Source organism: Streptomyces sp. NPDC102258, assembly GCF_055584685.1.
Window position 1 is genome coordinate 232,519 of record NZ_JBVJLO010000004.1, and the last position, 20,435, is coordinate 252,953.

Annotated in this window: 21 protein-coding genes; 8 read left to right on the top strand and 13 right to left on the bottom strand. The window is 72.7% G+C overall.

Annotation, left to right across the window (positions count from 1 at the left end; genetic code table 11):
• Positions 1-7 precede the first annotated feature (7 nt).
• The gene (locus tag ACZ6ZT_RS09000) at positions 8-937 is read right to left on the bottom strand and encodes an ATP-dependent DNA ligase (protein WP_469716934.1); all 930 of its coding nucleotides are present in this window, start codon (positions 935-937) and stop codon (positions 8-10) included.
• Positions 934-1,818, bottom strand: a complete 885-nt coding sequence (gene ligD / locus ACZ6ZT_RS09005) for a non-homologous end-joining DNA ligase (RefSeq protein ID WP_469716936.1) — start codon at positions 1,816-1,818, stop codon at positions 934-936. The genes ACZ6ZT_RS09000 and ligD overlap by 4 nt, the downstream gene beginning before the upstream one ends.
• Positions 1,819-1,849: 31 nt before the next feature.
• Here ligD and ku point away from each other — a divergent pair, with 31 nt between their 5' ends.
• The gene (gene ku, locus ACZ6ZT_RS09010; protein ID WP_469716938.1) at positions 1,850-3,037 is read left to right on the top strand and encodes a non-homologous end joining protein Ku; all 1,188 of its coding nucleotides are present in this window, start codon (positions 1,850-1,852) and stop codon (positions 3,035-3,037) included.
• An 18-nt stretch (positions 3,038-3,055) separates the two neighbouring features.
• Here ku and ACZ6ZT_RS09015 read toward each other — a convergent pair whose 3' ends face one another.
• Positions 3,056-3,856, bottom strand: coding sequence for a nuclease-related domain-containing protein (locus ACZ6ZT_RS09015; protein ID WP_469716940.1), 801 nt, complete (start codon positions 3,854-3,856; stop codon positions 3,056-3,058).
• A 203-nt stretch (positions 3,857-4,059) separates the two neighbouring features.
• Here ACZ6ZT_RS09015 and ACZ6ZT_RS09020 point away from each other — a divergent pair, with 203 nt between their 5' ends.
• The 3 genes from ACZ6ZT_RS09020 (at position 4,060) to ACZ6ZT_RS09030 (ending at position 6,890) form a co-directional block, all read left to right on the top strand.
• A complete protein-coding gene (locus ACZ6ZT_RS09020) occupies positions 4,060-4,683 on the top strand; it encodes a hypothetical protein (protein ID WP_469716942.1) in 624 nt (207 codons plus the stop codon).
• A 171-nt stretch (positions 4,684-4,854) separates the two neighbouring features.
• Positions 4,855-5,619 (top strand): hypothetical protein, encoded by a 765-nt coding sequence (locus ACZ6ZT_RS09025; RefSeq protein WP_469716944.1) that lies wholly within the window; start codon positions 4,855-4,857, stop codon positions 5,617-5,619.
• Positions 5,616-6,890, top strand: a complete 1,275-nt coding sequence (locus ACZ6ZT_RS09030; RefSeq protein WP_469716946.1) for an ATP-binding protein — start codon at positions 5,616-5,618, stop codon at positions 6,888-6,890. Before ACZ6ZT_RS09025 ends, ACZ6ZT_RS09030 begins: the two co-directional genes overlap by 4 nt.
• A 643-nt stretch (positions 6,891-7,533) precedes the next feature.
• On the opposite strand, the gene ACZ6ZT_RS09035 is transcribed toward ACZ6ZT_RS09030, so the two are convergent.
• The 3 genes from ACZ6ZT_RS09035 to ACZ6ZT_RS09045 all read right to left on the bottom strand — a co-directional run bounded on the left by ACZ6ZT_RS09035 (position 7,534) and on the right by ACZ6ZT_RS09045 (position 9,534).
• Positions 7,534-7,803 carry a hypothetical protein gene (locus ACZ6ZT_RS09035; protein ID WP_469716948.1) on the bottom strand — a complete coding sequence of 90 codons (270 nt, stop codon included), beginning with the start codon at positions 7,801-7,803 and terminating at the stop codon, positions 7,534-7,536.
• A 10-nt stretch (positions 7,804-7,813) separates the two neighbouring features.
• A complete protein-coding gene (locus ACZ6ZT_RS09040; protein WP_469716950.1) occupies positions 7,814-8,527 on the bottom strand; it encodes a TetR/AcrR family transcriptional regulator in 714 nt (237 codons plus the stop codon).
• Positions 8,528-8,604: 77 nt separating this feature from the next.
• On the bottom strand, positions 8,605-9,534 hold the full coding sequence (locus tag ACZ6ZT_RS09045) for an AurF N-oxygenase family protein (protein ID WP_469716952.1): 930 nt from the start codon (positions 9,532-9,534) through the stop codon (positions 8,605-8,607).
• Positions 9,535-9,694: 160 nt separating this feature from the next.
• Here ACZ6ZT_RS09045 and ACZ6ZT_RS09050 point away from each other — a divergent pair, with 160 nt between their 5' ends.
• A complete protein-coding gene (locus tag ACZ6ZT_RS09050) occupies positions 9,695-10,819 on the top strand; it encodes a ferritin-like domain-containing protein (RefSeq protein WP_469716954.1) in 1,125 nt (374 codons plus the stop codon).
• A gap of 81 nt (positions 10,820-10,900) precedes the next feature.
• On the opposite strand, the gene ACZ6ZT_RS09055 is transcribed toward ACZ6ZT_RS09050, so the two are convergent.
• Both ACZ6ZT_RS09055 and ACZ6ZT_RS09060 read right to left on the bottom strand, forming a co-directional pair.
• Positions 10,901-12,376: a penicillin-binding transpeptidase domain-containing protein gene (locus tag ACZ6ZT_RS09055; RefSeq protein WP_469716956.1), complete on the bottom strand. Its 1,476-nt coding sequence runs from the start codon at positions 12,374-12,376 to the stop codon at positions 10,901-10,903.
• Entirely contained in the window at positions 12,373-13,743 is a 1,371-nt protein-coding gene (locus ACZ6ZT_RS09060) for an FtsW/RodA/SpoVE family cell cycle protein (RefSeq protein ID WP_469716958.1), read from the bottom strand. The genes ACZ6ZT_RS09055 and ACZ6ZT_RS09060 overlap by 4 nt, the downstream gene beginning before the upstream one ends.
• A gap of 109 nt (positions 13,744-13,852) precedes the next feature.
• Between ACZ6ZT_RS09060 and ACZ6ZT_RS09065 the strand changes: the two genes are divergently transcribed.
• Together ACZ6ZT_RS09065 and ACZ6ZT_RS09070 are read left to right on the top strand one after the other, a co-directional pair.
• Positions 13,853-14,242, top strand: a complete 390-nt coding sequence (locus ACZ6ZT_RS09065) for a DUF6325 family protein (protein WP_469716960.1) — start codon at positions 13,853-13,855, stop codon at positions 14,240-14,242.
• Positions 14,242-14,652 (top strand): SHOCT domain-containing protein, encoded by a 411-nt coding sequence (locus ACZ6ZT_RS09070; RefSeq protein WP_469716962.1) that lies wholly within the window; start codon positions 14,242-14,244, stop codon positions 14,650-14,652. Before ACZ6ZT_RS09065 ends, ACZ6ZT_RS09070 begins: the two co-directional genes overlap by 1 nt.
• 115 nt (positions 14,653-14,767) lie before the next feature.
• Here ACZ6ZT_RS09070 and ACZ6ZT_RS09075 read toward each other — a convergent pair whose 3' ends face one another.
• The 3 genes from ACZ6ZT_RS09075 to ACZ6ZT_RS09085 are packed head-to-tail and all read right to left on the bottom strand — an operon-like array spanning position 14,768 to position 16,589.
• Entirely contained in the window at positions 14,768-15,358 is a 591-nt protein-coding gene (locus ACZ6ZT_RS09075) for a GntR family transcriptional regulator (protein ID WP_469716964.1), read from the bottom strand.
• A gap of 15 nt (positions 15,359-15,373) precedes the next feature.
• On the bottom strand, positions 15,374-15,841 hold the full coding sequence (locus tag ACZ6ZT_RS09080) for an NUDIX hydrolase (protein WP_469716965.1): 468 nt from the start codon (positions 15,839-15,841) through the stop codon (positions 15,374-15,376).
• Positions 15,828-16,589: a DUF5919 domain-containing protein gene (locus tag ACZ6ZT_RS09085; RefSeq protein WP_469716968.1), complete on the bottom strand. Its 762-nt coding sequence runs from the start codon at positions 16,587-16,589 to the stop codon at positions 15,828-15,830. The genes ACZ6ZT_RS09080 and ACZ6ZT_RS09085 overlap by 14 nt, the downstream gene beginning before the upstream one ends.
• An 834-nt stretch (positions 16,590-17,423) precedes the next feature.
• Between ACZ6ZT_RS09085 and ACZ6ZT_RS09090 the strand changes: the two genes are divergently transcribed.
• Positions 17,424-18,551, top strand: coding sequence for a C40 family peptidase (locus ACZ6ZT_RS09090; protein WP_469716970.1), 1,128 nt, complete (start codon positions 17,424-17,426; stop codon positions 18,549-18,551).
• Here ACZ6ZT_RS09090 and ACZ6ZT_RS09095 read toward each other — a convergent pair.
• Both ACZ6ZT_RS09095 and ACZ6ZT_RS09100 read right to left on the bottom strand, forming a co-directional pair.
• Positions 18,506-19,762: a styrene monooxygenase/indole monooxygenase family protein gene (locus ACZ6ZT_RS09095; protein WP_469716972.1), complete on the bottom strand. Its 1,257-nt coding sequence runs from the start codon at positions 19,760-19,762 to the stop codon at positions 18,506-18,508. The two genes, ACZ6ZT_RS09090 and ACZ6ZT_RS09095, sit on opposite strands and share 46 nt — an antisense overlap.
• A 49-nt stretch (positions 19,763-19,811) precedes the next feature.
• Entirely contained in the window at positions 19,812-20,426 is a 615-nt protein-coding gene (locus ACZ6ZT_RS09100; protein ID WP_469717306.1) for a GTP-binding protein, read from the bottom strand.
• Between the last annotated feature and the right edge of the window lie 9 nt (positions 20,427-20,435).

Below are 20,435 nucleotides of genomic sequence, written 5' to 3' on the forward strand. Positions count from 1 at the left end.
CGGTACCTCACCCCTCGAACCGGACGCGGACGAACTTGGCTGTTTCGTGGCGGCCGGCCGTTTCGCGGACCTCGACCGGGACGGGGTCGGTCAGGGCGGTCATGGGGCCGTGGTCGGGGTGTTCGGTGTGCCCGCCCAGGAGGCCGCGGACGGATTCGCCGACCTCCCGTGCCTGCGTGCCCGTCAGTCTCGGCGAGGTCTTCACGGTCCGGCCGTCGGAGAGCTCCACGAGAAGGGCGTACGGGCGGTGCTCCGGGCCGAACACGGCGAGGACCCGGCCGTCCCGGGTGTCGGAGTGCCTGATCTTCCTCCAGGCCCAGGTCTCCCCCGGCTGATAGCTCGAAGCGAGCCATTTCGCCACGACGCCTTCGACACCCACCGACCTCATCTCACGGAACCAGAGCTGCGCGGTCTCCTCGTCGAGCGTGGCCAGCACGCGTTGGAGGGGCGGCTCGGCTTGGCCCACGGCGGCGCCCAGGAGTTCCCAGCGTTCCGTCAGGGGCAGGCTCCTGACGTCCGTACCCGGGACGGCCAGGATGTCGAAGGCGATGTAGTAGACGGGCACCCCGGACCGTTCGCGGTCGGCGCGCGAGCGGAGCAGGTCGGTGAAGTTGAGCCGGCCCTCGCGGTAGGCGCAGAGCTCGCCGTCCAGGACGACTCCGGGCGGCAGATGCTCCCCCAGGTGCGCGGCGACGTGCGGGAAGTCCTTGGTGAGGTCCCGCCCGGACCGTGACTGCAGGACCACCCTTCCCCCCTCCAGGACGAAGGCCAGCGCGCGGAACCCGTCCAGCTTCAGGGAGTACTGGAGTCCTCCGGGCACGCTGTCCTGCGTGGGGATCTCGTCGGCCGGCCGCGGGCGCATGACGTCGAGGGGCGGGTGGAGGAGCACTTCCGGGGAGCTGCCCGGGGAGCTGCCCGGGGAACTGCCGCGGATCACGGCAGGCTCCGTGCGTGGGACGGGTCCGTCAGGGGGGCCAGGAGGTCGCCGTCGCGGGAGAGGCGGGGTGGGATGTCGTCGGCGAGGAAGACCAGGTCGGAGGGGGTGCGGCAGGACTGGACCTCCGCCCAGGAGATGGGGGCGGAGACGGTCGGGTCGGGGCGGGCGCGCAGGGTGTAGGGGGCGGCGGTGGTCTTGGCGGCGGCGTTCTGGCTGTGGTCGACGAAGACCTTGCCGGGGCGCAGCGCCTTGGCCATCCGGTGCACGACGAGGCCGGGGAGGGCGGCTTCGGCCTCCTGGGCGAGGGCCTTCGCGTACGCGGACACGTCGGCGGACGGGGTCGGCTCCAGGGCGACGGCCAGGTGCAGGCCCTTGGAGCCGGAGGTCTTGGCGTAGGCCTCCAGGCCGTCGGCGGCGAGGCGCTCGCGCAGCCAGAGGGCGGCCGCGCAGCATTCGACGACGGTGGCGGGCGGGCCGGGGTCGAGGTCGAAGACGATCCGGTCGGCGAGGGCCGGGCTGCCGGCGGTCCACTGGGGGGTGTGGAACTCCACGACGAGGTTGGCGGCCCACATGAGGGTGGGCAGGTCGGAGACGACCACCTGTTCGGCGCGCTCGTCCTCGGAGCGGGGCACCGGGGTGGTTTTCACCCAGTCGGGGGTACCGGGCGGCGGGTTCTTGGTGAAGAACAGCTGCCCGTCCGGGCCGTCGGGGTAGCGCAGGAAGGACACGGGGCGGTCGTGGATGTGCGCGAGGAGGGCGTTCGCCACGGTGGCGTAGTAGTGCAGCACCTCGCCCTTGGTGAAACCGGTCCCCGGATACAGGACCTTGTCCAGGTTGCTGAGCGCGATGCGACGCCCCTCCACCATGGTGATCGGCGTCATACGATGAGATTGCCACGAATCAGGAGGAACCGTGCGATCCATTTGGAATGGGGCGATCTCCTTCGGCTTGGTCAGCATCCCGATCAAGCTCGTGAACGCCACCGAGAGCCACTCGATCTCCTTCCGTCAGATCCATGTCAAGGACGGCGGCCGCGTCCGCTACCGCAAGGTGTGCGAGATCGACGGCGAGGAGGTGCCGAGCGCCGAGATCGGCAAGGGGTACGAGGAGGGGGACGGCTCGATCATCCCGATCACGGACGAGGACCTGGCGCGGCTGCCGATCCCCACCGCGAAGACGATCGAGATCGTGTCGTTCGTTCCCGCCGACCAGATCGATCCGCTCCAGATCGACGCCGCGTACTACCTCGCCGCGAACGGCGCCACGGCGGCCAAGCCGTACACGCTGCTGCGGGAGGCGCTCAAGCGGAGCCGGAAGGTGGCCATCGCCAAGTACGCCCTGCGGGGGCGGGAGCGGCTCGGCATGCTGCGGGTCGTCGACGACGTGATCGCGATGCACGGACTGCTCTGGCCGGACGAGATCCGCGAGCCGGAGGGCGTGGCCCCGGAAGGGTCGGTGAGCGTACGGGAGGCCGAACTCGACCTGGCCGACGCACTGATGGCCACCCTCGGGGAGGTGGAGATGGACTCGCTGCACGATGACTACCGGGAGGCCGTGGAGTCCATGCTGGCGGCGAAGTCGGGCGACGGGTTCGAACCGTCGGAGGCGGTGGTTGAGCCGGCCGGCGGGCAGGTCATCGACCTGATGGCGGCGCTGGAGAACAGCGTACGGGCGGCCAAGGCGTCGCGGTCCGGGAACGCGGGCGGGGACGGAAGCGGGGACGGCGGCGAGGGCGGCGAGGCGGCGGGAGGGGCCGAGGTGACGCCGATCCGGCGGAAGGCGCCGGCCCGGTCCGCGACGGCGCCGAAGGCGGTGGGCGGGAAGAAGTCGACGGCGTCGACGGCGTCGACGGGCGCCGGGAAGAAGGCCGCCGCCGGGCGGAAGACGGCCTCCACGGCCAAGTCGTCGGCTGCCGGCAAGACCGCGTCCACGTCCACGTCCGCGACCGTGAAGTCCACCTCCAAGGCCACCGCCAAGTCCACGTCGAAGTCGGCCGCGAAGGCGCCGGCGAAGGCCACCGCCAAGTCCGGTGCGGCCGGCGGGAGGTCCGCCTCGGCCGCCGCGAAGAAGGCCGCGCCCCGCAAGCGGAGTTCCGCCTGATCCCGGGCCCGCCCGCGCTCAGCGGCCCGACCACTCCGGATACGCCCGGGCGAGGGCGAAGAGGGCCTCGACGTCGGGGAGTTTGAGGGTGGCGGGCGACGCCATCACGGTGGCGGCGGCGGTCGGGGGCTGGAGGACGAGGACGTCCCGGACCGTCGGGGCCACCTCGACGCGCGCGGCGTCGGCCAGCGCGAGCACCGGGGTGACCTGCGCGTTCAGCACCCGGGCCGCGCAGGCCGCCGCGCTGCGGATCCAGCGGGGATCGGGGGCGGGGTCGGCCCGGCCCACCGTGAGCAGCAGGTCACCGACGCGGACGCGCTGGCGGCGGCCCGCGACCGTACGGACCGCGAGGACGCCGGGCGGGCCGATGAGCAGGTGGTCCAGCACCCCGAGGCCCGGCAGCGGGACGTCGTGCAGGACCCGCCAGTCCGCCTCCTCCAGGGCGTCCAGCTCGGCCCCCACCCGTTCCCGCGCCTGGAGCTCCAGCCGCATCCGGTGCCGGGTCCGGCTGCCCGGTGATCCGTACGCCAATTCGCCCAGCAGCCGCTCGCCCGGGCGGTTCGGGGCCAGGTCCTGGTCGGGCGGGAGGGTGAGCCGGCGCAGGTCGGCGGCGGTGGGGACGGGGGGCGGTCCGATGGTCCAGTCGCCGGTCAGGTACGGGCGCAGGGCCGCCAGCACCGCCTCGCGCTGGTCGTCGGCGAGGACGCTGATCCGGTTGGTCCGCCGGTCGTACCAGGCCACCGCCCGGCCGTCGGCCCGGTTGACGTAGAGCCGGCCGCGGCCCGGCCGGCCGCCCGGCACCACCTTGAGTCCGCGCATCGGCCTCACCCCCGCCGTCCATGGGAGCAGCCGGGGGCGTCCACGGCAATCCCTCGGTGGTGTAACAGCTCCGTCGGCTCCTTGCGGCCATCCTGTTACACGGCCACCGCTGTACCGCAACGGCCGGGGCCTACGTTGGTGGCGCCCGGACGCCCCGGGACCCGCCGGGCCCGCCCGGACCAAGCCCGTACCGAAGGATCCCCGTGAGTACCGTCAGCCGCCGCTCCGCCGTTCGCGCCATCGTCGTGACCGCCTGCGCGGCCGGTCTGCTGGCGCTGCCCGCGGGCGCGGCGCTCGCCGAGGGGGTGCCGGCCGCCTCCGGGACACAGCGGACGCTGGTCAAGAGCCTCTCCCTGGCCGACGGCCTCTCGACGGCGAACGTGTACCGGGTCGCGAAGGGCGCGTACCAGGCCGAAATCCTGCGCGCGGGCGCCACGGTGGCGACGCTGAGCAGCCGGGACGGTTACACCGGCTTCGGCACCACCGGCGAACTGCACACCGCGCTGCGGCCCGACGGGCGGCTGTCCTCCTGGATCGGCGAGACCCTCCCGGAGGGCGGCTCCCACGCGGTGGCCGGTGACGGGCACAAGACGGGGACCCGGCACGGGGGCGGGGGCGCCGGGGGCGGTCGGGTGCTGCCCGCTGCCGCCGTGGAGGACGACCACCGGACCGCCGGTACCGGTACCGCGCAGGCGCTGCGGCTGGACTCCCTCGCCGACGGGCCGGGCGAGGGCGTGCTGCTGCTCGCCGCGGGCGGCGGGATCGCGGCCGTCGGCGCGGCCGGGATGGGCTTCGCGATGCTGCGGCGCGGACGCACCGACGGCTGACGGCCGGGGGCCGGGTCCGGGGCAGGCCCCCGGGGCCGCGCCCGTGCCTCCGTGTCCGTGCCTCCGTGTCCGGCCGCCGGACGGGTCGGCAAAAGGGACGTACCTCTGCATAAGGTTGACGGACATCAACCGCAGCCGGACCGTGCGCCGCGCAGAGGAGGGCCCTTCACCATGCGATACCCACCGCTGCGCCCGGCTGCCGCGCTGCTCCTGGCCCTGCTGCCGCTGCCCCTGCTGGCGGGGTGCGGCAACACCGGCGGGCTCGTGGCCGCCGGGCCGACCCCGACCGCGAGCGGGCCCGTACACCTGTGGCCGCAGCGCCGGGGTGCCGAGGTGCCGCCCGCCGATCCGGGGGGCGCTCCGCCCGTCTACGTACAGGGCCTGCCGAAGGTTTCCGACGAGAACGTGCACGGCGTCGATCCGGTGGCCCTCGTCCAGGCCGAGCTGCGGGCGCATCCGGACACGGTGACCGGGCCGGACGGGATGCCGGCCGAGACGGCCGACGCCATCAGGGCGTGCGGGTCGGCGGGCGAGGAGCCGGGGAAGTGCCCGGTGCTCGCGCCGTACTACCGCGACCTCACCGGCAACGGCAAGGACGAGGTCGTGGTGGGCGTCGAGCTCCCCGACAAGATGATGTCCGTACGGGTCTACACGGCGGATCCCGACGGCCGCCTCAACCGGATCATGGCGACGACGCAGACCGTCATCGCGGTGGAGCTGGCCGGGCGGGACGTGGTCCTGCGGGTGCCGAGCGGGAACCCGGGCTACGAGCTGATCACCGCCTGGTCCTGGGACGACAGGCAGAGGACGATGCTGCCGGTGCGGGAGCAGATCGAACGGATACCCGCGCCGCCGGGGTCCACGGCCGGCCCGGGGTCCGGAGCCGGAACCGGCCCGGGGGTTGGCCGGGGAGCCTGGGCCGGGGAGGCCCGGTGAGGCGGGTGCTGCCCGCGTGGACGGCGTCGCTGACCTGGAAGTCGGCGTGCTTCATCGTGGTGATGTGCTGCTCGCTGGCGGCGGTGGTCGGTGTGCTCGTGCACGTCCAGGTGACCCGGCAGACCGTCGCGAGCGCCCGCGACAAGGCGCTGTCCAGGCTGAGCAACGCCGCCCACGCGTACGCGGCCGGCGAGAGCCTGCCGCGCGGTTCCGGCCTCGACCCCGCCGGGCTGCCGCCGCGGCTGCGGGCGCTCGCGGTGAGCGGGCAGCGCGGGACGGTCGTGGCGGACTACCGGGGCGAGCCCCTGATGTGGGCGGCGGGTCCGGCGGACGGGCGGGCGCTGGCCACGGCCGTCGACTACGGGCAGAGCGCGCGCACGATCCGGGGCCTGGACAACGCGATCATCGGCTCCTCGCTGCTGGCGCTCGGCGGCACCCTGCTGGTGGGCGCCTTCGCGGTGTCCCGGGTGACGCGGCGGCTGCACCAGACGGCGACGGTCGCCCGCCGGATCACCGGCGGTGACCTGGACGCGCGGGTCGCCGATCCGCGGGCGGAGGACCCCTCGCGGCACCAGGACGAGGTCGCGACCGTCGCGGGGGCGCTGGACACGATGGCCGGCACCCTCCAGGCGAAGCTGCTGCGCGAGCAGCGGTTCACGGCGGACGTCGCGCACGAGCTGCGCACACCGCTGACCGGTCTGCAGGCGGCGTCGGAGCTGCTGCCGGAGGGCCGGCCGACGGAGCTGGTACGGGAGCGGGTCCGCACGATGCGGCAGCTGACGGAGGACCTGCTGGAGATCTCCCGGCTGGATTCCGGGAGCGAACGGGTGGACACCGATCTGCACCAGCTGGGGCGGCTGGCGCACCGGGTGGTGCGGGCGGTGGGGTCGGCGGCGGCGGCCGGGGCCTCTTCCGCGGGCCCGGAGGTGGAGGTGGTCGTCGTACGGGACGCGCACGTGGAGACGGACCGGCGGCGGCTGGAGCGGGTGCTCGGGAACCTGGTCGCGAACGCCCGCACGTACGGGCGCGGGCCGGTGGTGGTGACGGTGGACGGGCCGGTGGTGACCGTACGGGACCACGGCGACGGCTTCCCCGACTACCTGCTGGCCCACGGACCGCAACGGTTCCGCAGCGGCGGCAAGGGCCACGGGCTGGGGCTGACCATCGCGGTGGGGCAGGCGGAGGCGATCGGCGCACGACTGGATTTCCGCCGGGCGGAAGGCGGCGGCGCCCTGGCGGTACTGACCCTGCCGGTGCCCTCCGGGGGGTGAGCGGGGGGCGGAGCCCGGGGCTGAATTCGGGGGCCGAACCCGGGGGCCGAGACCGGGGGCCGAGACCGGGGGCCGAGCTCGGGGAGCTGAACCCGCGGAGCCAAGCCCGGGAGGGCCGAGCCCAGGGGCCAAGTCCGGGAGCCAAGCCCGGGGGGCTGAACCCGGGAGGCCGAGCCCGGGGGGCCGAGCACCAGGGGCCGAGCACCAGGGGCCGAGCTCGGAGCCGAGCCCGGCAGGGCCGAGCCCAAGGGTCGAGCTCGGAGCCGAGCCCGGCAGGGCCGAGCCCAGGGGTCGAGCTCGGAGCCGAGCCCGGCAGGGCCGAGCCCAGGGGTCGAATCCGGGAGCCAAGTCCGGGAGGGCCGCGCCCGAAAGCGCCGAGCCGGGCAGGCCTAGCCCGGGAAGCCGAACCCAGGAAGCTGAACCTGGGCGCCAAGCCCGGGAGGGCCGAGCCCGGGAGCCGAGCCCGGGGCTGAACCGGGAGGCCGAGCCCTGGGAGCCGAGCCCGGGAAGCTGAACTCGGGAGCCGAGCCCCGGGGCTGAACCCAGGGGGGCTGAACCCAGGAAGCTGAACCGGGAGGCCGAGCCCTGGGGTCGAGCCCTGCCGGGGCTGAACTGGGGCCGGGCCGCCCCCGCCCCGCCCCGGCTACGCCTTCGGGGTTTTCGTCCAGGGCCAGCGGGGCTTCGGTTTCTCGCCCGTCGGGGTGAAGGCGTACTTCCAGCCCTTCTGGAGGCCGAGGCGCTTCGAGTAGCCCGCCGGGACCCGCTCGTACAGCAGGACCGTCGGGGGGCCGCCGTCCGGGGCCGGGACGGGGATCTCGTACCACTTCGGCGGGTGGCCGGTCGGGCCGAGCAGGATCGGGAGGACCCGGCCGTCCATCGGGCCGCCCTCGAAGGGGGTCGGTTCGCTTCTCACCCCACCAGTGTCACAGCAGGTGGGCCGCCTCGGAGACCACGGGGATCACGCGCCGGGCGAGGACGCCGACCGGGCCGTCGGCCGACTCCAGGGCCAGGGCGGCCCGGGCGGCGGCGGCCGTCTCGGGGTCGGTGGCCGCGGTGGCGGTCAGCAGCGCGATGAACTGGTCCAGCAGCCAGTCGCGCAGCTGCCCGGCCTCCGGCTGCCGGCCCTCGTCGATCCAGATCAGCGAGGCCGCCTCGACGGCGGTGATCCAGGTGCGCACCATCATCCGCAGCCGGGGGCCGGGGCTCGGGGCGGCGAGGTGGACCAGGATCTGCTCGGCCGCCGCGCGGCGGATCCCGTCGACCGTGGCCGTCGTACGGGAGGTCTCGACGACGCTGCCGCCTTGGAGGAGGGCGGAGAAGCCGGTGTGGTGCTCGTCCACGAAGGCGAGGTAGCGGTCCAGGGCCCGGGACAGGCGCTGGGTGAGGGGGCCCTGCTGGGGCTCGGCGAAGCAGAGTTCGAGGACGTCGGCGGCGGAGCGCAGGGCGGCCTCGTACAACTGCTGCTTGCCGCCGGGGAAGTACCGGTAGACGAGCGGGCGCGAGACCCCGGCGGCCTCGGCGACGTCGTCCAGGGAGACCTCCTCCGGCGCCCGGTGCGCGAACAGCGACAGGGCCGCGTCGAGGAGTTGGGCCCGCCGCTCCTCGACGCTCAGCCTGCGGTACGCGCGTACGGTCATGCACGCAGGGTAGACGACGCCCCCGCGGCCGGCCCCGGCTCGGGCCCTGCCCGCCAACGGCCCGCCAACGGCCCCGCTCAGGCCAGCAGGCCGGAGCTCTTCCACAGCCGGCGGCCCACGCCACGCATCACGCCGATGTCGTCCAGGAAGTCGGTGAGCCGCTTGGCGCCGGTCTGCATCACTTCGCGGCGGTGTCCGCTGGCCCGGACCTGGGCGACGGCCTCGCGCCGGTCCAGGCCGATGTTCTCGTAGACCTGCGGGTTGACGAAGGCGAGGGAGAAGACGCGGGCCGCCTCGCCGCAGCTGACCCGGGTGAGCTCCTGCTCCCAGCGCGGAGCCGTCAGCATCTGGCGGCGCAGTTCCTCGCGGGCGTAGCGGACGTGCCGGGCCTCCTCGATGACGTGGATGCGGGTGACGCCGCGCACCAGCGGCTGGATCCGCTCGTCCGGGAAGGTGAGGCGCTGCATCCAGTCGAGGATCTCCTCGCCGAGGAGGGTGCAGGCGAAGGAACCGGGGGTGGTGGAGACCGTCTTGAGGATGCGGGCGAGGTTGTGGTTGACCCGGGAGACGGGATAGGCGGGGGTGCCGCTCTCGCGGATCATGCGGGCGAACATCATCGAGTGGCGGCACTCGTCGGCGATCTCGGTGAGCGCGTAGCGGACGTGGTTGCTGGTCAGCGACTTGTCGTAGATGTGGCGGACCAGCAGCTGCATAAGGATGATCTCGAACCAGATGCCGAGCGAGCCGAGCGCTGCCGCCTCGTGGCGGGAGAGGTCGATGCGCTGCTCCTCCCCCATCTTCTTCCACAGCGGGGTGTCGTAGAGCGAGAGCAGCTCGGGCGGCCAGTAGTACTTGCCCTCGATCGGCGGGGCGTCCCAGTCCAGTTCGGTGTCGGGGTCGAAGGAGTGCTTGGCGGAGGACTCCAGCAGTCGTTCGGCGATCTGCTCGCGGTCCTTGAGCGGGCCGAGGGCGTCCCTCAGCGCGTCTCGCTGCGTCACGGTCGTCATGGCTTCGGGCACCTCGCGGTCGGGTTACCTGCGGTCACCTCTTATGAGACTGCTTGTCAGCAAGGTCGTCAATCCCCTGCGCACGACTTGTTGACCCCGCGTCTACCAACGTGTGACGCTGCCAACCACCGAGTCCCGTACGGCAGTCGAGGAGGCGTCAGTGTCGACGCACGAGCTCTACACCACACCCCCGGGCGAGGGCGTCTGGCAGGTACCGGCCTCCGGCGCGGCCCGCTTCAGCTGGGAGTACGACGGTGGCCGCGAACGGCTCCTCGCGCTCTACCAGAAGGGCAAGGACAAGCAGTGGGACGGCGCCAAGCGCATCGACTGGGACATCGAGGTGGACCCGTACGACCCCCTCGGCACCCCCGACGACGTCCTGACGCTGTACGGGACCCGGCACTGGGCCAAGCTGAGCGACCGGGACAAGGGCGAACTGCGCCGGCACTACACCGCCTGGAACTTCAGCCAGTTCCTGCACGGCGAACAGGGCGCGATGGTGTGCGCGGCGCGCATCGTGGAGTCGGTGCCGGACCTGGACGCCAAGTTCTACTCCGCCACCCAGACCATGGACGAGGCCCGGCACGCCGAGATCTTCGGGCGCTTCCTGCACGAGAAGATCGGGATGCTCTACCCGGTCAACGACAGCCTCCAGGGGCTGCTCGGCGACACCCTGCGCGACTCCCGCTGGGACATGCCGTACCTGGGCATGCAGGTGCTCATCGAGGGGCTGGCGCTGGCGGCGTTCGGGATGATCCGCGACACCACCGACAAGCCGCTGCCGAAGCAGATCCTGGCGTACGTGATGCAGGACGAGGCCCGGCACGTGGCGTTCGGGCGGATGGCGCTGCGGGACTACTACAAGCAGCTCACGGACGCCGAACTGCGCGAGCGCGAGGAGTTCGTGATCGAGGGCTGCTACCTGATGCGCGACCGGCTGCGCGGGGTGGAGGTGCTGGAGAACTTCGGGATCCCGCGGAACGAGGCGGCGGAGTTCACCGAGCGGTCGGAGTTCCTGCGGCTGTTCCGGAAGCTGCTGTTCAGCCGGATCGTGCCGTGCGTCAAGGACATCGGGCTGTGGGGGGAGCGGCTCCAGAAGGCCTACCTGGACATGGGGGTCTTCGAGATGGGCGACTCCAACCTGGACGCGCTGATGAGCCAGGACGAGGAGATCGCGGAAGCCCTGGACCGGGAGCGGTTCGCGTCGGAGGAGCGGGAACGGGTCGCGGAGGTGGCGGAGGCGATCCAGGAGGGGGCGGAGTCGGAACAGGGGGGCGGGGCTTAGCGGTTGGCGGAAGGGTCGGCGGCGCGGCTCGCATGGCGGTCGGCGGAACGGTCGGCGTACCACCCGGCTTTACGGTGTCCCTCAGCGCGGCGGCTGCGCTTCCGCCGCCAGGGCCGCCCGCATCACCTCGCGGGCGATCGGGGCCGCCGCCCCGTTTCCGCTGATGTCACCGCGCACCGCCGACGCGTCCTCGACCACCACCGCCACCGCCACCCCCGGCTGCGGGGCCGCCTCGGCGCGGGCCCAGGCGATGAACCAGGCGTACGGGGTCCCCGCGTTGCCGACGCCGTGCTGGGCCGTGCCCGTCTTGCCGCCGACGACCGCGCCCGGGATCGCCGCGTTGCGCCCCGTACCGTTCTCCACCACCTTGACCATCAGCTCCTGCATCCGCAGCGCGGTGCCCGGGCTCATCGCCCGCCCCAGGGTGCGCTGGGCGGTGCGGCGGACCTGGGAGCCGTCGTCCTGCGTGGTGCGGTCGACCAGGTGGGGGGCCTTCAGCTCGCCGCCGTTGGCGACCGCCGCCGCCACCATCGCCATCTGCATGGGGGTCGCGGTGGTGTTGAACTGCCCGATCGCGGACAGCGCCAGCTGGTCGGGGCTCATGTCGGTGTCGAAGTTCGAGCGCGACACCCAGGACGGCACGCGCAGCCCCGCGTCGTTGAACCCGAACCGGTCCGCCGCCGCCACCATCCGGCGCAGGCCCACTTGGACCCCGATCTTCGCCATCACCGTGTTGCAGGAGAACTGCACCGCCTCCGCCATGGAGGCGTCCTGGCAGCCCGTGCCCGCGTTCGGCAGCAGGGTGCTGGTGCCGGGGAGCGGGTACGGGTCGGGGGTCTCGGTGGGGGCGTCGACGTCGGTGACCACGCCCGCGTCGAGGGCGGCGGCGGCCGTCACGATCTTGAAGGTGGAGCCGGGCGGGTAGGTCTCGCGCAGCGCCCGGTTCAGCATCGGCTTGGCGGGGTCCGCGTTCAGCCGCTGCCAGGCCGCCTTGACCCGCGTACCGGTGCCGGAGAGCAGGCCGGGATCGTACGAGGGGCTGCTGACCAGGGCGAGGATCCGGCCGGTCGCCGGGTCGAGGGCGGCGACGGCGCCGCGCTTGCCGCCGAGTCCGCGGTAGGCGGCCCGCTGGACGGCCGCGCGCAGGGTGGTCACCGCGTTCCCGCCGCCGGGGCGGCCGCGCGAGAGCTCGTACCAGAGGGGGAAGGCGGAGAGCCCGGGGTCGGTGCCGGAGAGGACGGCGTCCTCGGCGCGCTCGACGAAGCTGGTCCCGTACGTCTGGGAGGAGAAGCCGGTGGCGGGCGCGTAGAGGGGGCCGTCGGTGTACGTCCGTTCGTAGCGCAGGAGCTGGCCGCTGTCGCGGGAGCCGGTGACGGGCCGGCCGTCGACCAGGATGTCGCCGCGCGGCTCGGCGTACCGCTGGACGGCCGGGCGCTTGTTGGCCGGGTTGGCGCCGTACGCGGCGGCCTCCCAGACCTGGACGCGGCCCACGTTGACCAGCAGGGCCAGGAGCAGCAGGGCGCAGAAGTACGCGCACCAGCGGATGTAGCGGATCACCCGGCGGCCTCCTCGTCCGGGCGGGGCCGGCGGGCGCTGTCGCTGAGCCGGACCAGCAGCGCGACGATGATCCAGTTGGTGACGACGGAGGAGCCGCCCTGGGCGAGGAAGGGCATGGCCATGCCGGTCAGCGGGATCAGGCCGGTCACGCCGCCCGCGATGACGAAGACCTGGAGGGAGACGATCGAGGCGAGCCCGGTGGCGAGCAGCCGCCCGAAGGGGTCGCGCAGCGCGAGTCCGGCGCTGAAGCCCCGGGAGACGAGGAGCCCGTAGAGGAGCAGGATCGCGGAGAGGCCGACGAAGCCGAGCTCCTCGCCGGCGGTGGCGAGGACGAAGTCCGATTTGGCGGCGAAGCCGATGAGGAAGGACTGGCCGTGGCCGAGGCCGGCGCCGAGGAGGCCGCCGGCGGCGAAGGCGAAGAGGGACTGGGCGAGCTGGCCGGGTCCGTCGCCGCGCTGGATGGAGGCGAAAGGATTCATCCAGTCGTCGACGCGGCCGTGCACGTGGGGCTCGAAGGTCCCGACGGCGTACGCGCCGAGGGCCGCCAGGGCCAGCCCGATGGCGATCCAGCCGATCCGGCCGGTGGCCGTGAACAGCATGATCACGAAGAGGCCGAAGAAGAGGAGCGAGGTCCCGAGGTCCCGCTCCAGGACCAGCACGCCCACGCTGAGCAGCCAGATCGCCAGGATCGGGCCGAGGACGCGGCCGGGCAGCAGGCGCAGCTTCCAGAAGAGCCGGCGGCCGGTGAGCGCGAGGGCGGTGCGGTTCGCGGCCAGGTAGGCGGCGAAGAACAGGGCGAACAGGATCTTGGCGAACTCCCCCGGCTGGAAGGAGAGGCCGGAGAACCGGATCCAGATGTGGGCGCCGTTGACCGCCGGGAAGAAGACCGGGACCAGCATCAGGGCGAGCGCGACGGTGACGGAGAGGTACGCGTACCGCTGGAGCGTGCGGTGGTCGCGCAGGCCCGTCACGACCAGGACGAAGAGGACCACCCCGAGGGCCGACCAGCGCAGCTGGTCGGCCGCGCCGGCCGCGCCGGGGGTGGTGAGGTCGAGCCGCTGGATCAGCACCAGGCCCAGGCCGTTGAGCAGCACCGCGATCGGCAGCAGGAGCGGGTCGGCGTACGGGGCGCGCAGCCGGACGGCGAGGTGCGCGAGCAGCGCGGCCCCGCCGAGCCCGGCGGCGTAGCGGTCGGCGGGCCGGGCGACGTGGCCGGGGGCGGCGAGGCCGACGTAGAGGTGACCGAGTACGGAGATCAGGACCGCGCCGACGAGCAGCGCCAGCTCCATGCCGCGCCGCTTGGCGGCCCGGATCTCGGGGGGCGGGGGCGGAGCGGGCTCCGTCACCTTCGCCGTCAGAGCGGTCATACGGGGAAACGTAGCAAGGAGAGGGATGGTATGTCCGCTTATGCCATAGTGTGCCGAAGAGTCGTCAGAAACGGTCAGGAATACGGTCAGGAATAGGGAGCCCCGGCTCATGGGACCTGTGGAATTCATCGTCCTCGCCTTCCCGGAGGAGCAGCTCCGGGTACCGGCGGTCGCGGCCGTGACGGGACTGCGCAAGACCGGGGTGGTCCGCCTGATCGACGGCCTCGTGGCGACGAAGACGGCCGGGGGCGAGGTGACGGCGGCGGAGTTCGACGAGTACGTCGAGCTACGGGGCCTCCTGGCGGGCCGCGACGTGGCCCGCCTGATCGGCCCGGAGGACGTACGGGAGGCCGCCGAACTGCTGGAACGGGGCAGCTGCGCGCTGCTCCTGGTGGTCGAGCACGTGTGGGCGCAGGACGCGGCGGTGGCCGTACGGGCGGCGGGCGGGCGGATCGCCGGCTCGGTCCGGATCCCGGCGGAGCGAGTGGGGGTGGCGTGATGTTCATCCGGCCGGTCGGCGCGACGGTGTCGGCGGCGACCCGCCCCCCGGGCCACCCCCTCCTGCGCGGCCTGCTCCGCCGGGCGGCGGGCGCGGCGGAGTGGGCGGAGCCGGCGGGGGTGGGGCCGGGGTGGGCGGAGCCGGAGGAGGCGGGGCCGGAGTGGGCGGCGGCGGAGGGGGTGGGGGAGGAACTGGAGGCGGCACTGGGGACGGAACCGGAACCGCAGCCGTTCGGCGAGCCGGGCCCCTCCCGGGAGCAGGCGCAGCCCCTCACCCGGCCGTCACCCCCGGAACCCCCACCGGCCCCCACCCTGGTGGCAGAGCTGACCCAACTCGCGGACCTCACCGACCGGGGCCTTCTGACCCCGGAGGAGTTCACCCTGGCGAAAACCCGCCTGCTGCGGGACTAGCGGGGTCCCTTTCGGCGGCAGCAGGGAAGGTTTGGTGTCTCCACACCTGCGGAGGCAAAACGGTGCCGGGCGCGGGTGGTCTCGTCCCGCTCTCGACCCGACCGCTCTCTGGGCTTCAGGCGTCGAAGTCGTACTCCAGCACGTACAAGGCGGAGTCCAGAGTCATCTCGTTGACCTCGACGGCGCGGCCTCCTCCAGCGAACGCGGTGCGGACGACCTGGATGACCGGGATGCCCGTGGAGAGTGCGAGCCGCTCGGCCTCGACGGCTGAAGGCATCCGTGACCGGATTTCCTCTCGGAAATGAACGGGCTTGTGCCCCAGCTCGGCCAGCCTCGCGTACATCCCGCCAGGGCCGGTATCCACCTGGGTGATGGCCGAGCCGGCGACGACGTCCGACGGTAGGTACGAGGTCGCGATGAGCACCGGCTTGCCATCGAGCACGTACCGACGGCTGCGCACCCATACCTGGGATCCCACGAGAACCCTCAGGGCCGCCGCCATACGACCACTCACCTTTTCTTCGCGCACTTCCACCTGATCGACCACGAGCTCGCGGTCATCGGTATCGGCGGACCAGATGGACCGGCCTGAACCCCACCGCTCATGAGCGAGCCGCTGAATACCGTGTCGCCGCAAGGGTTTGAACGACTGCAAGCCACCGCCGCTGGGCTCTACTGGCCCCTGGCCGGCGTCCTGACCACTCATCTGATCGCTCCTCGGTCAGCGGATCGCCGGGCCCTGGCCGGCTCGCCAGTCGGTGAGGCGTTTGCGGATGCTCGGCACCATCGGGAGGCCGTCGACTTCCTCAGGGGTGAACCAGGCGACTTCGAACGACTCGTCCGACGCCTGCGGAGTGCCGCCGGTGGGCCTGGCCAGGAGGCAGATGGAGAACTCCTGCCGGACCTCGCCATCGTCGTAGGCGAAGACATGGCCCGGGTTCGTGTACGTGCCGACGATGCCCGTGATCTCGACGGTGATCCCGGTCTCCTCCAAGGTTTCCCGGACCGCGCAGTCGCCGATGGACTCGCCGAGTTCCATCTTCCCGCCCGGCAGGGCCCACATCCCGTTGTCGGCCCGGCGCTGCAACAACACCCGCCCGTCGCGGTCCACCACCACGGCGGAAGCCGCCGGCACCAGGCTGTTCGCCTTCGGCGCCTCGGGATCATCCTCGTAGTCACGCCTGGCCATCGGCACTCGTCTCCCTGATAGCGCGGCCCCGGCTCCACAGCTCCTCGACATGTGCCGAGAAACGGTCGAACATGCCGTCCGCCTGACGCCTCCGTAGATGCAACATCGGCGAATCGTGACCCACCGCGCGCGCCAGAATCGGTGTCACGATCATCTCGTCATCGAAGCGAAAGACCGACAGGTTCACGTGACCCGTCTCGAACCGGCTCTCGATGCCGTTCACGTCACGCAGCTTCTCCAGTTCGCTCAAAGTCACCGCGATCCGGGTCGAGAGGGTCAGTGGAACGCCCTCTTCGGCCTCCCGAGCAGCGGTGACGGGGCTGTCCGGATCGCCGACGAGGAATCGAATCCGGCAACCTCCTTGCGCTTTGCGGTGCAGGGCGCCGGCCAGGTTGGCTTGCTCAAGCCACAGGAAATAGTTGGTGTATCCGGCGAATACCAGCTCGCGCTGCGCCTTCGTCACCAGCGAGCGCCACAGACTGGCGGGAGCTGCCGAGCGGTAGGGGAAGACCTGAACTATCTCCCGGTCAGGCCCGGTGGCTAGCGCCGCACGGATCGCGTTGGGCCACAAGTTCCCTTCCTCCTCTCCTAAAGCCTCGCAGACCACCCATCGGTGGCGGGCGTAGGGAACGCGGTTGGGTTCGGTGATCCACCGCCCCACTGTCTTCGCGTCGACTCCACACAGTCCTGCGAGCTGTATCTCGGTCATCTTGGCAGTCGCCATGGCGCGACGCAGTGCGTGATTCACAGTCTGCTCCGTGAGCCGTTGTGGACGGAACAGACCGTAATGGCGAAGCGTCCCAAACGTCCGGCAAACGGTGTAGTAACGCCCGGACGCAGGACTCAGCATCAGTGGCGGACCCATGGGAGCTGCCGAGGCTCCGTCCGTTGCGAGAAAAGCGGTGCTTGCGCATGACAAAGGACAAGACACAGCCCGCGCGGTGGCACGAGCCCCCGCTGACGCTCCCCCTGCGGTTGCCTCAGGCCACTCCTGAGCCGGTGGCCGGCTGCCCGGAGTGCGCCCGACTCGGCGCACTCCGGGCTTCAGCGGCCACGGACACCTACGTCGACCATTCCCTCATCTCCGACTGCAACGTCCTGCTCCGCATGCACGAAACGGGCCATTGATGGACATGCAGACGTGGCGGGACGGCCACGCGCGCGCAACGAACGCCTCGGAGTCGCTCCGGACAGCGCTCACCGCCCTTGGCGTACCCGAATCCGCTTGGACCGGCCTGCGGCCGATGGTGACACGCTCGGGCCACCCGTACGTCCACCTGGGCCAGCTCCCGGCCGAGGTGGTCGAACTCGTCGCTGAGCTGCTGAGGTGCGTCCCCACCGGCGGCGTGCCAGGAGCCGCAATGGTCGTCCCGGTCTCACCCGAGACGACAGACGGACGCCGAGACGGGTGAAGCGGTACGTGTGCCCGGCCGGCCTCGGCGGGGGCGGGCAGCGCTGAGGGGGGTGGGTCTGTTCCTCTACCGCCGCCGCGCCCAAGTGGGTGACCTGCGCGTTGTCGTTCACGTGCGGTGCGTCGGGTCTTGGGCGTCTCGTGGGAGATTGGCGGGGTGGAGGTGATTAGATGACTAAACGACTGGTTTGGGTGGTTTGTTTTGCTGCCGTCGTCGGTGTGGTCGGGCCGGCGCCGCAGGCTGGGGCCGAGCCCGTCGGGGAGCTGCTGACGCGGCTTCAGGGGCTGTACCAGAAGGCCGAAGAGGCCAGTGAGGCCTACAACGCCACCGAGGTGGCCCTCAAGGCGCGGCAGGACGAGGAGCGGCGGCTCGCCGCCGAGTTGGGGCGGGCCCGTACCGCGCTCGGGGCGGAGCGGGCCATCGCCGGGCGGCTGGCGCGGGAGCAGTACCAGGGCACCCTCGGCCTCTCCCCGTACCTGCGGATGCTGCTCTCCGGCGACCCCCAGCAGGCCGTCGACCAGCGTCGGCTCGCCGCCCGCCAGGGCGCCCGGCAGGCCGGGGTCATCGCGCGGCTGGAGCAGGGCGCGCAGCGGGCCGACGCCCTGGCCGCCGCCGCCCGCACCTCCCTCGACGCCCAGCGGGACCTCGCCGCCGAGCGCAAGCGGCAGCAGACGGAGGTCTCGGGCCGGCTCAAGGACGTCGAGCGGCTGCTGGCGGCGCTCACCCCGGAGGAACTGGCCCGCCTGGACCGGCGCGAGGCGGCCGTCACCGCCGGGGCGCAGCGGCAGCTGGTGGACTCCGGCCGGCTGCCCGCCCGTACGGGTACGCCGACGGCCGCCGGCGGCTCGGCCCTGCGGTACGCGACCGCGCAGATCGGCAAGCCGTACCTGTGGGGGGCGGAGGGCCCGGCCGCGTTCGACTGTTCCGGGCTGACCTCGCAGGCCTGGCAGCACGCCGGGCGTTCCATCCCCCGGACCAGCCAGGAGCAGTGGGCGCGGCTGCCCCGGGTGCCGCTGGACCGGCTGCGGCCCGGGGACCTGGTGGTCTACTTCCCGAAGGCCACCCACGTGGCCCTGTACATCGGAGACGGCAAGGTGATCCAGGCCCCCCGCCCGGGCGCCACCGTCAAGGTGTCACCGATCGCCGCGAACCCGCTGCTCGGGGCGGTACGGCCGGATCCCGACGGGGTGCCGCTGGCGGAGTTCACCCCGCCGCCGCTGCCCGAGGGCGCGACGGCGGGCGACGACACCGGCTATTCCGAGGCCGAGGAGAGTGACCCTGATACCTCCGCCAGGTAGTCCGCCGTGTCGGCCGGGTCGTAGAAGTAGGAGTCGAAGTCGGCCGGGTTGTCGAAGCCATTGGCGAAACGATCCGCCACCGGCTGGAGCTGCCCGGCCGCGCCGATCAGGTTCAGCACGTGCTCCGGCGGGGCGCCCAGCATGGCGTTCGTCCAGTCGGTCACCGGCTTGCCCGTCGTGAACCAGTACGTGTCGAAGGTGGCCTTCATCCACGCCTCGTCGAACGGCTCGTCCCCGCGCCTGAGGATGGAGGACAGGTACGAGGCCGCGCACTTGGCGGCCGCGTTCGAACCCTGCCCGGTGATCGGGTCGTTCGCCACGACCACGTCACCGACGCCGAGGACCAGTCCGCCGCCGGGCAGCCGCCCGATCGGGTCGCGCACCACCGGCGCGTACCGGCCGGCCAGGGTGGCGCCCGCGTCCGTGAGCTCCACCTTCGTCGCCCGCGCGTACTCCCACGGCGTGTACTTCTCCATCAGCTCCAGCGTGAGCGCCAGGTGCTCGGCCGGACCGCGCGCGCCCCGGAACACGTCCAGCGGCCCGCCCGGGATCCCCTCCCAGAACAGGATGTCCGCCCGGCCCGAGGTGGTCAGGGTCGGCATCACGAACAGCTCGCCGACGCCCGGGACCAGGTTGCAGCGCACGGCCTCGGTGCCGGGGTGCTCGGGGCGCGGCCCCAGCCCGTGGACGTAGCTGACGGCGAGGGCGCGCTGCGGGGCGGTGTGCGGCGAGCGGGCGGCGTTCCGTTCGAACATGGAGACCAGCTCGCCCTTGCCGGCGGCGACCAGCACCAGGTCGTAGGTCCGGGAGAAGAAGTCCAGGTCCGCGACCGACGCGCCGTGGATCACCAGCTGGCCGCCGCGCTGCGTGAAGGCGTCGAGCCAGCCGGACATCTTCACGCGCTGGTCGACGGACTGGGCGGGGCCCTTGAGCCGGCCGAGCCAGTCGATCGCGCGGGAGCCGTCGGGGGCGGCGACCGAGACGCCGAGCCCCTCGATCCGGGGCGCCTGCCGGTCCCAGAAGGCCAGTCCGAGGTCGCGCTCGTGGCGGAGCGCCGTGTCGAACATGCACTGCGTGGACATGACCCGGCCGGTGCGGATCTCCTCCGCCGTCCGGTTGGACATGAGGGTGACCTCGTAGCCCTTCGCCTGGAGGCCGAGGGCGAGCTGGAGGCCGGACTGACCGGCCCCCACGACAAGTATCCTGCGCATCTCACGATCTCAATCTGCGGGAATCTGCGGTGTCAGCGGGGCGGTTCGGCTATGCGGGGGTGACGTCCAGCGCGTGGCGCACGAGGGTCAGCAGGGACGCGACGACCGTGTCCCGGCGCCGCGCGTCCATGATCAGGACGGGAACGCCCGGCGGGATGCTGAGCGCCTCCCGGACGTCCTCCACCTCGTACGCGCGCGAACCCTCGAAGTGGTTGACGGCGACGGCGTACGGGAGCCCGCAGCTCTCGAAGTAGTCGAGCGCGGGGAAGCAGTCGCGCAGCCGGCGCGTGTCGGCCAGCACGAGACCGCCGATGGCGCCGCGCACCAGGTCGTCCCACATGAACCAGAACCGCTCCTGGCCCGGGGTGCCGTACACGTACAGCACGAGGTCGTCGGCGAGCGTGATGCGGCCGAAGTCCATCGCCACGGTCGTCGTGCTCTTGTCCGGGGTGGCGGAAAGGTCGTCGGTGGGGGCGCTCGCCTGGGTCATCACCGCCTCGGTGCGCAGCGGGGCGATCTCGGAGACGGAGGACACGAAGGTGGTCTTGCCGACCCCGAAGCCGCCCGCGACCAGCACCTTGACGGCGACGGGCGCGCGCGAACGGTCGTACTGCCAGGGCTGGACGGGCTCGTCGGCCAGCAGGGCGGCCGGCCCGGCGGCCAGGGTCCCCGC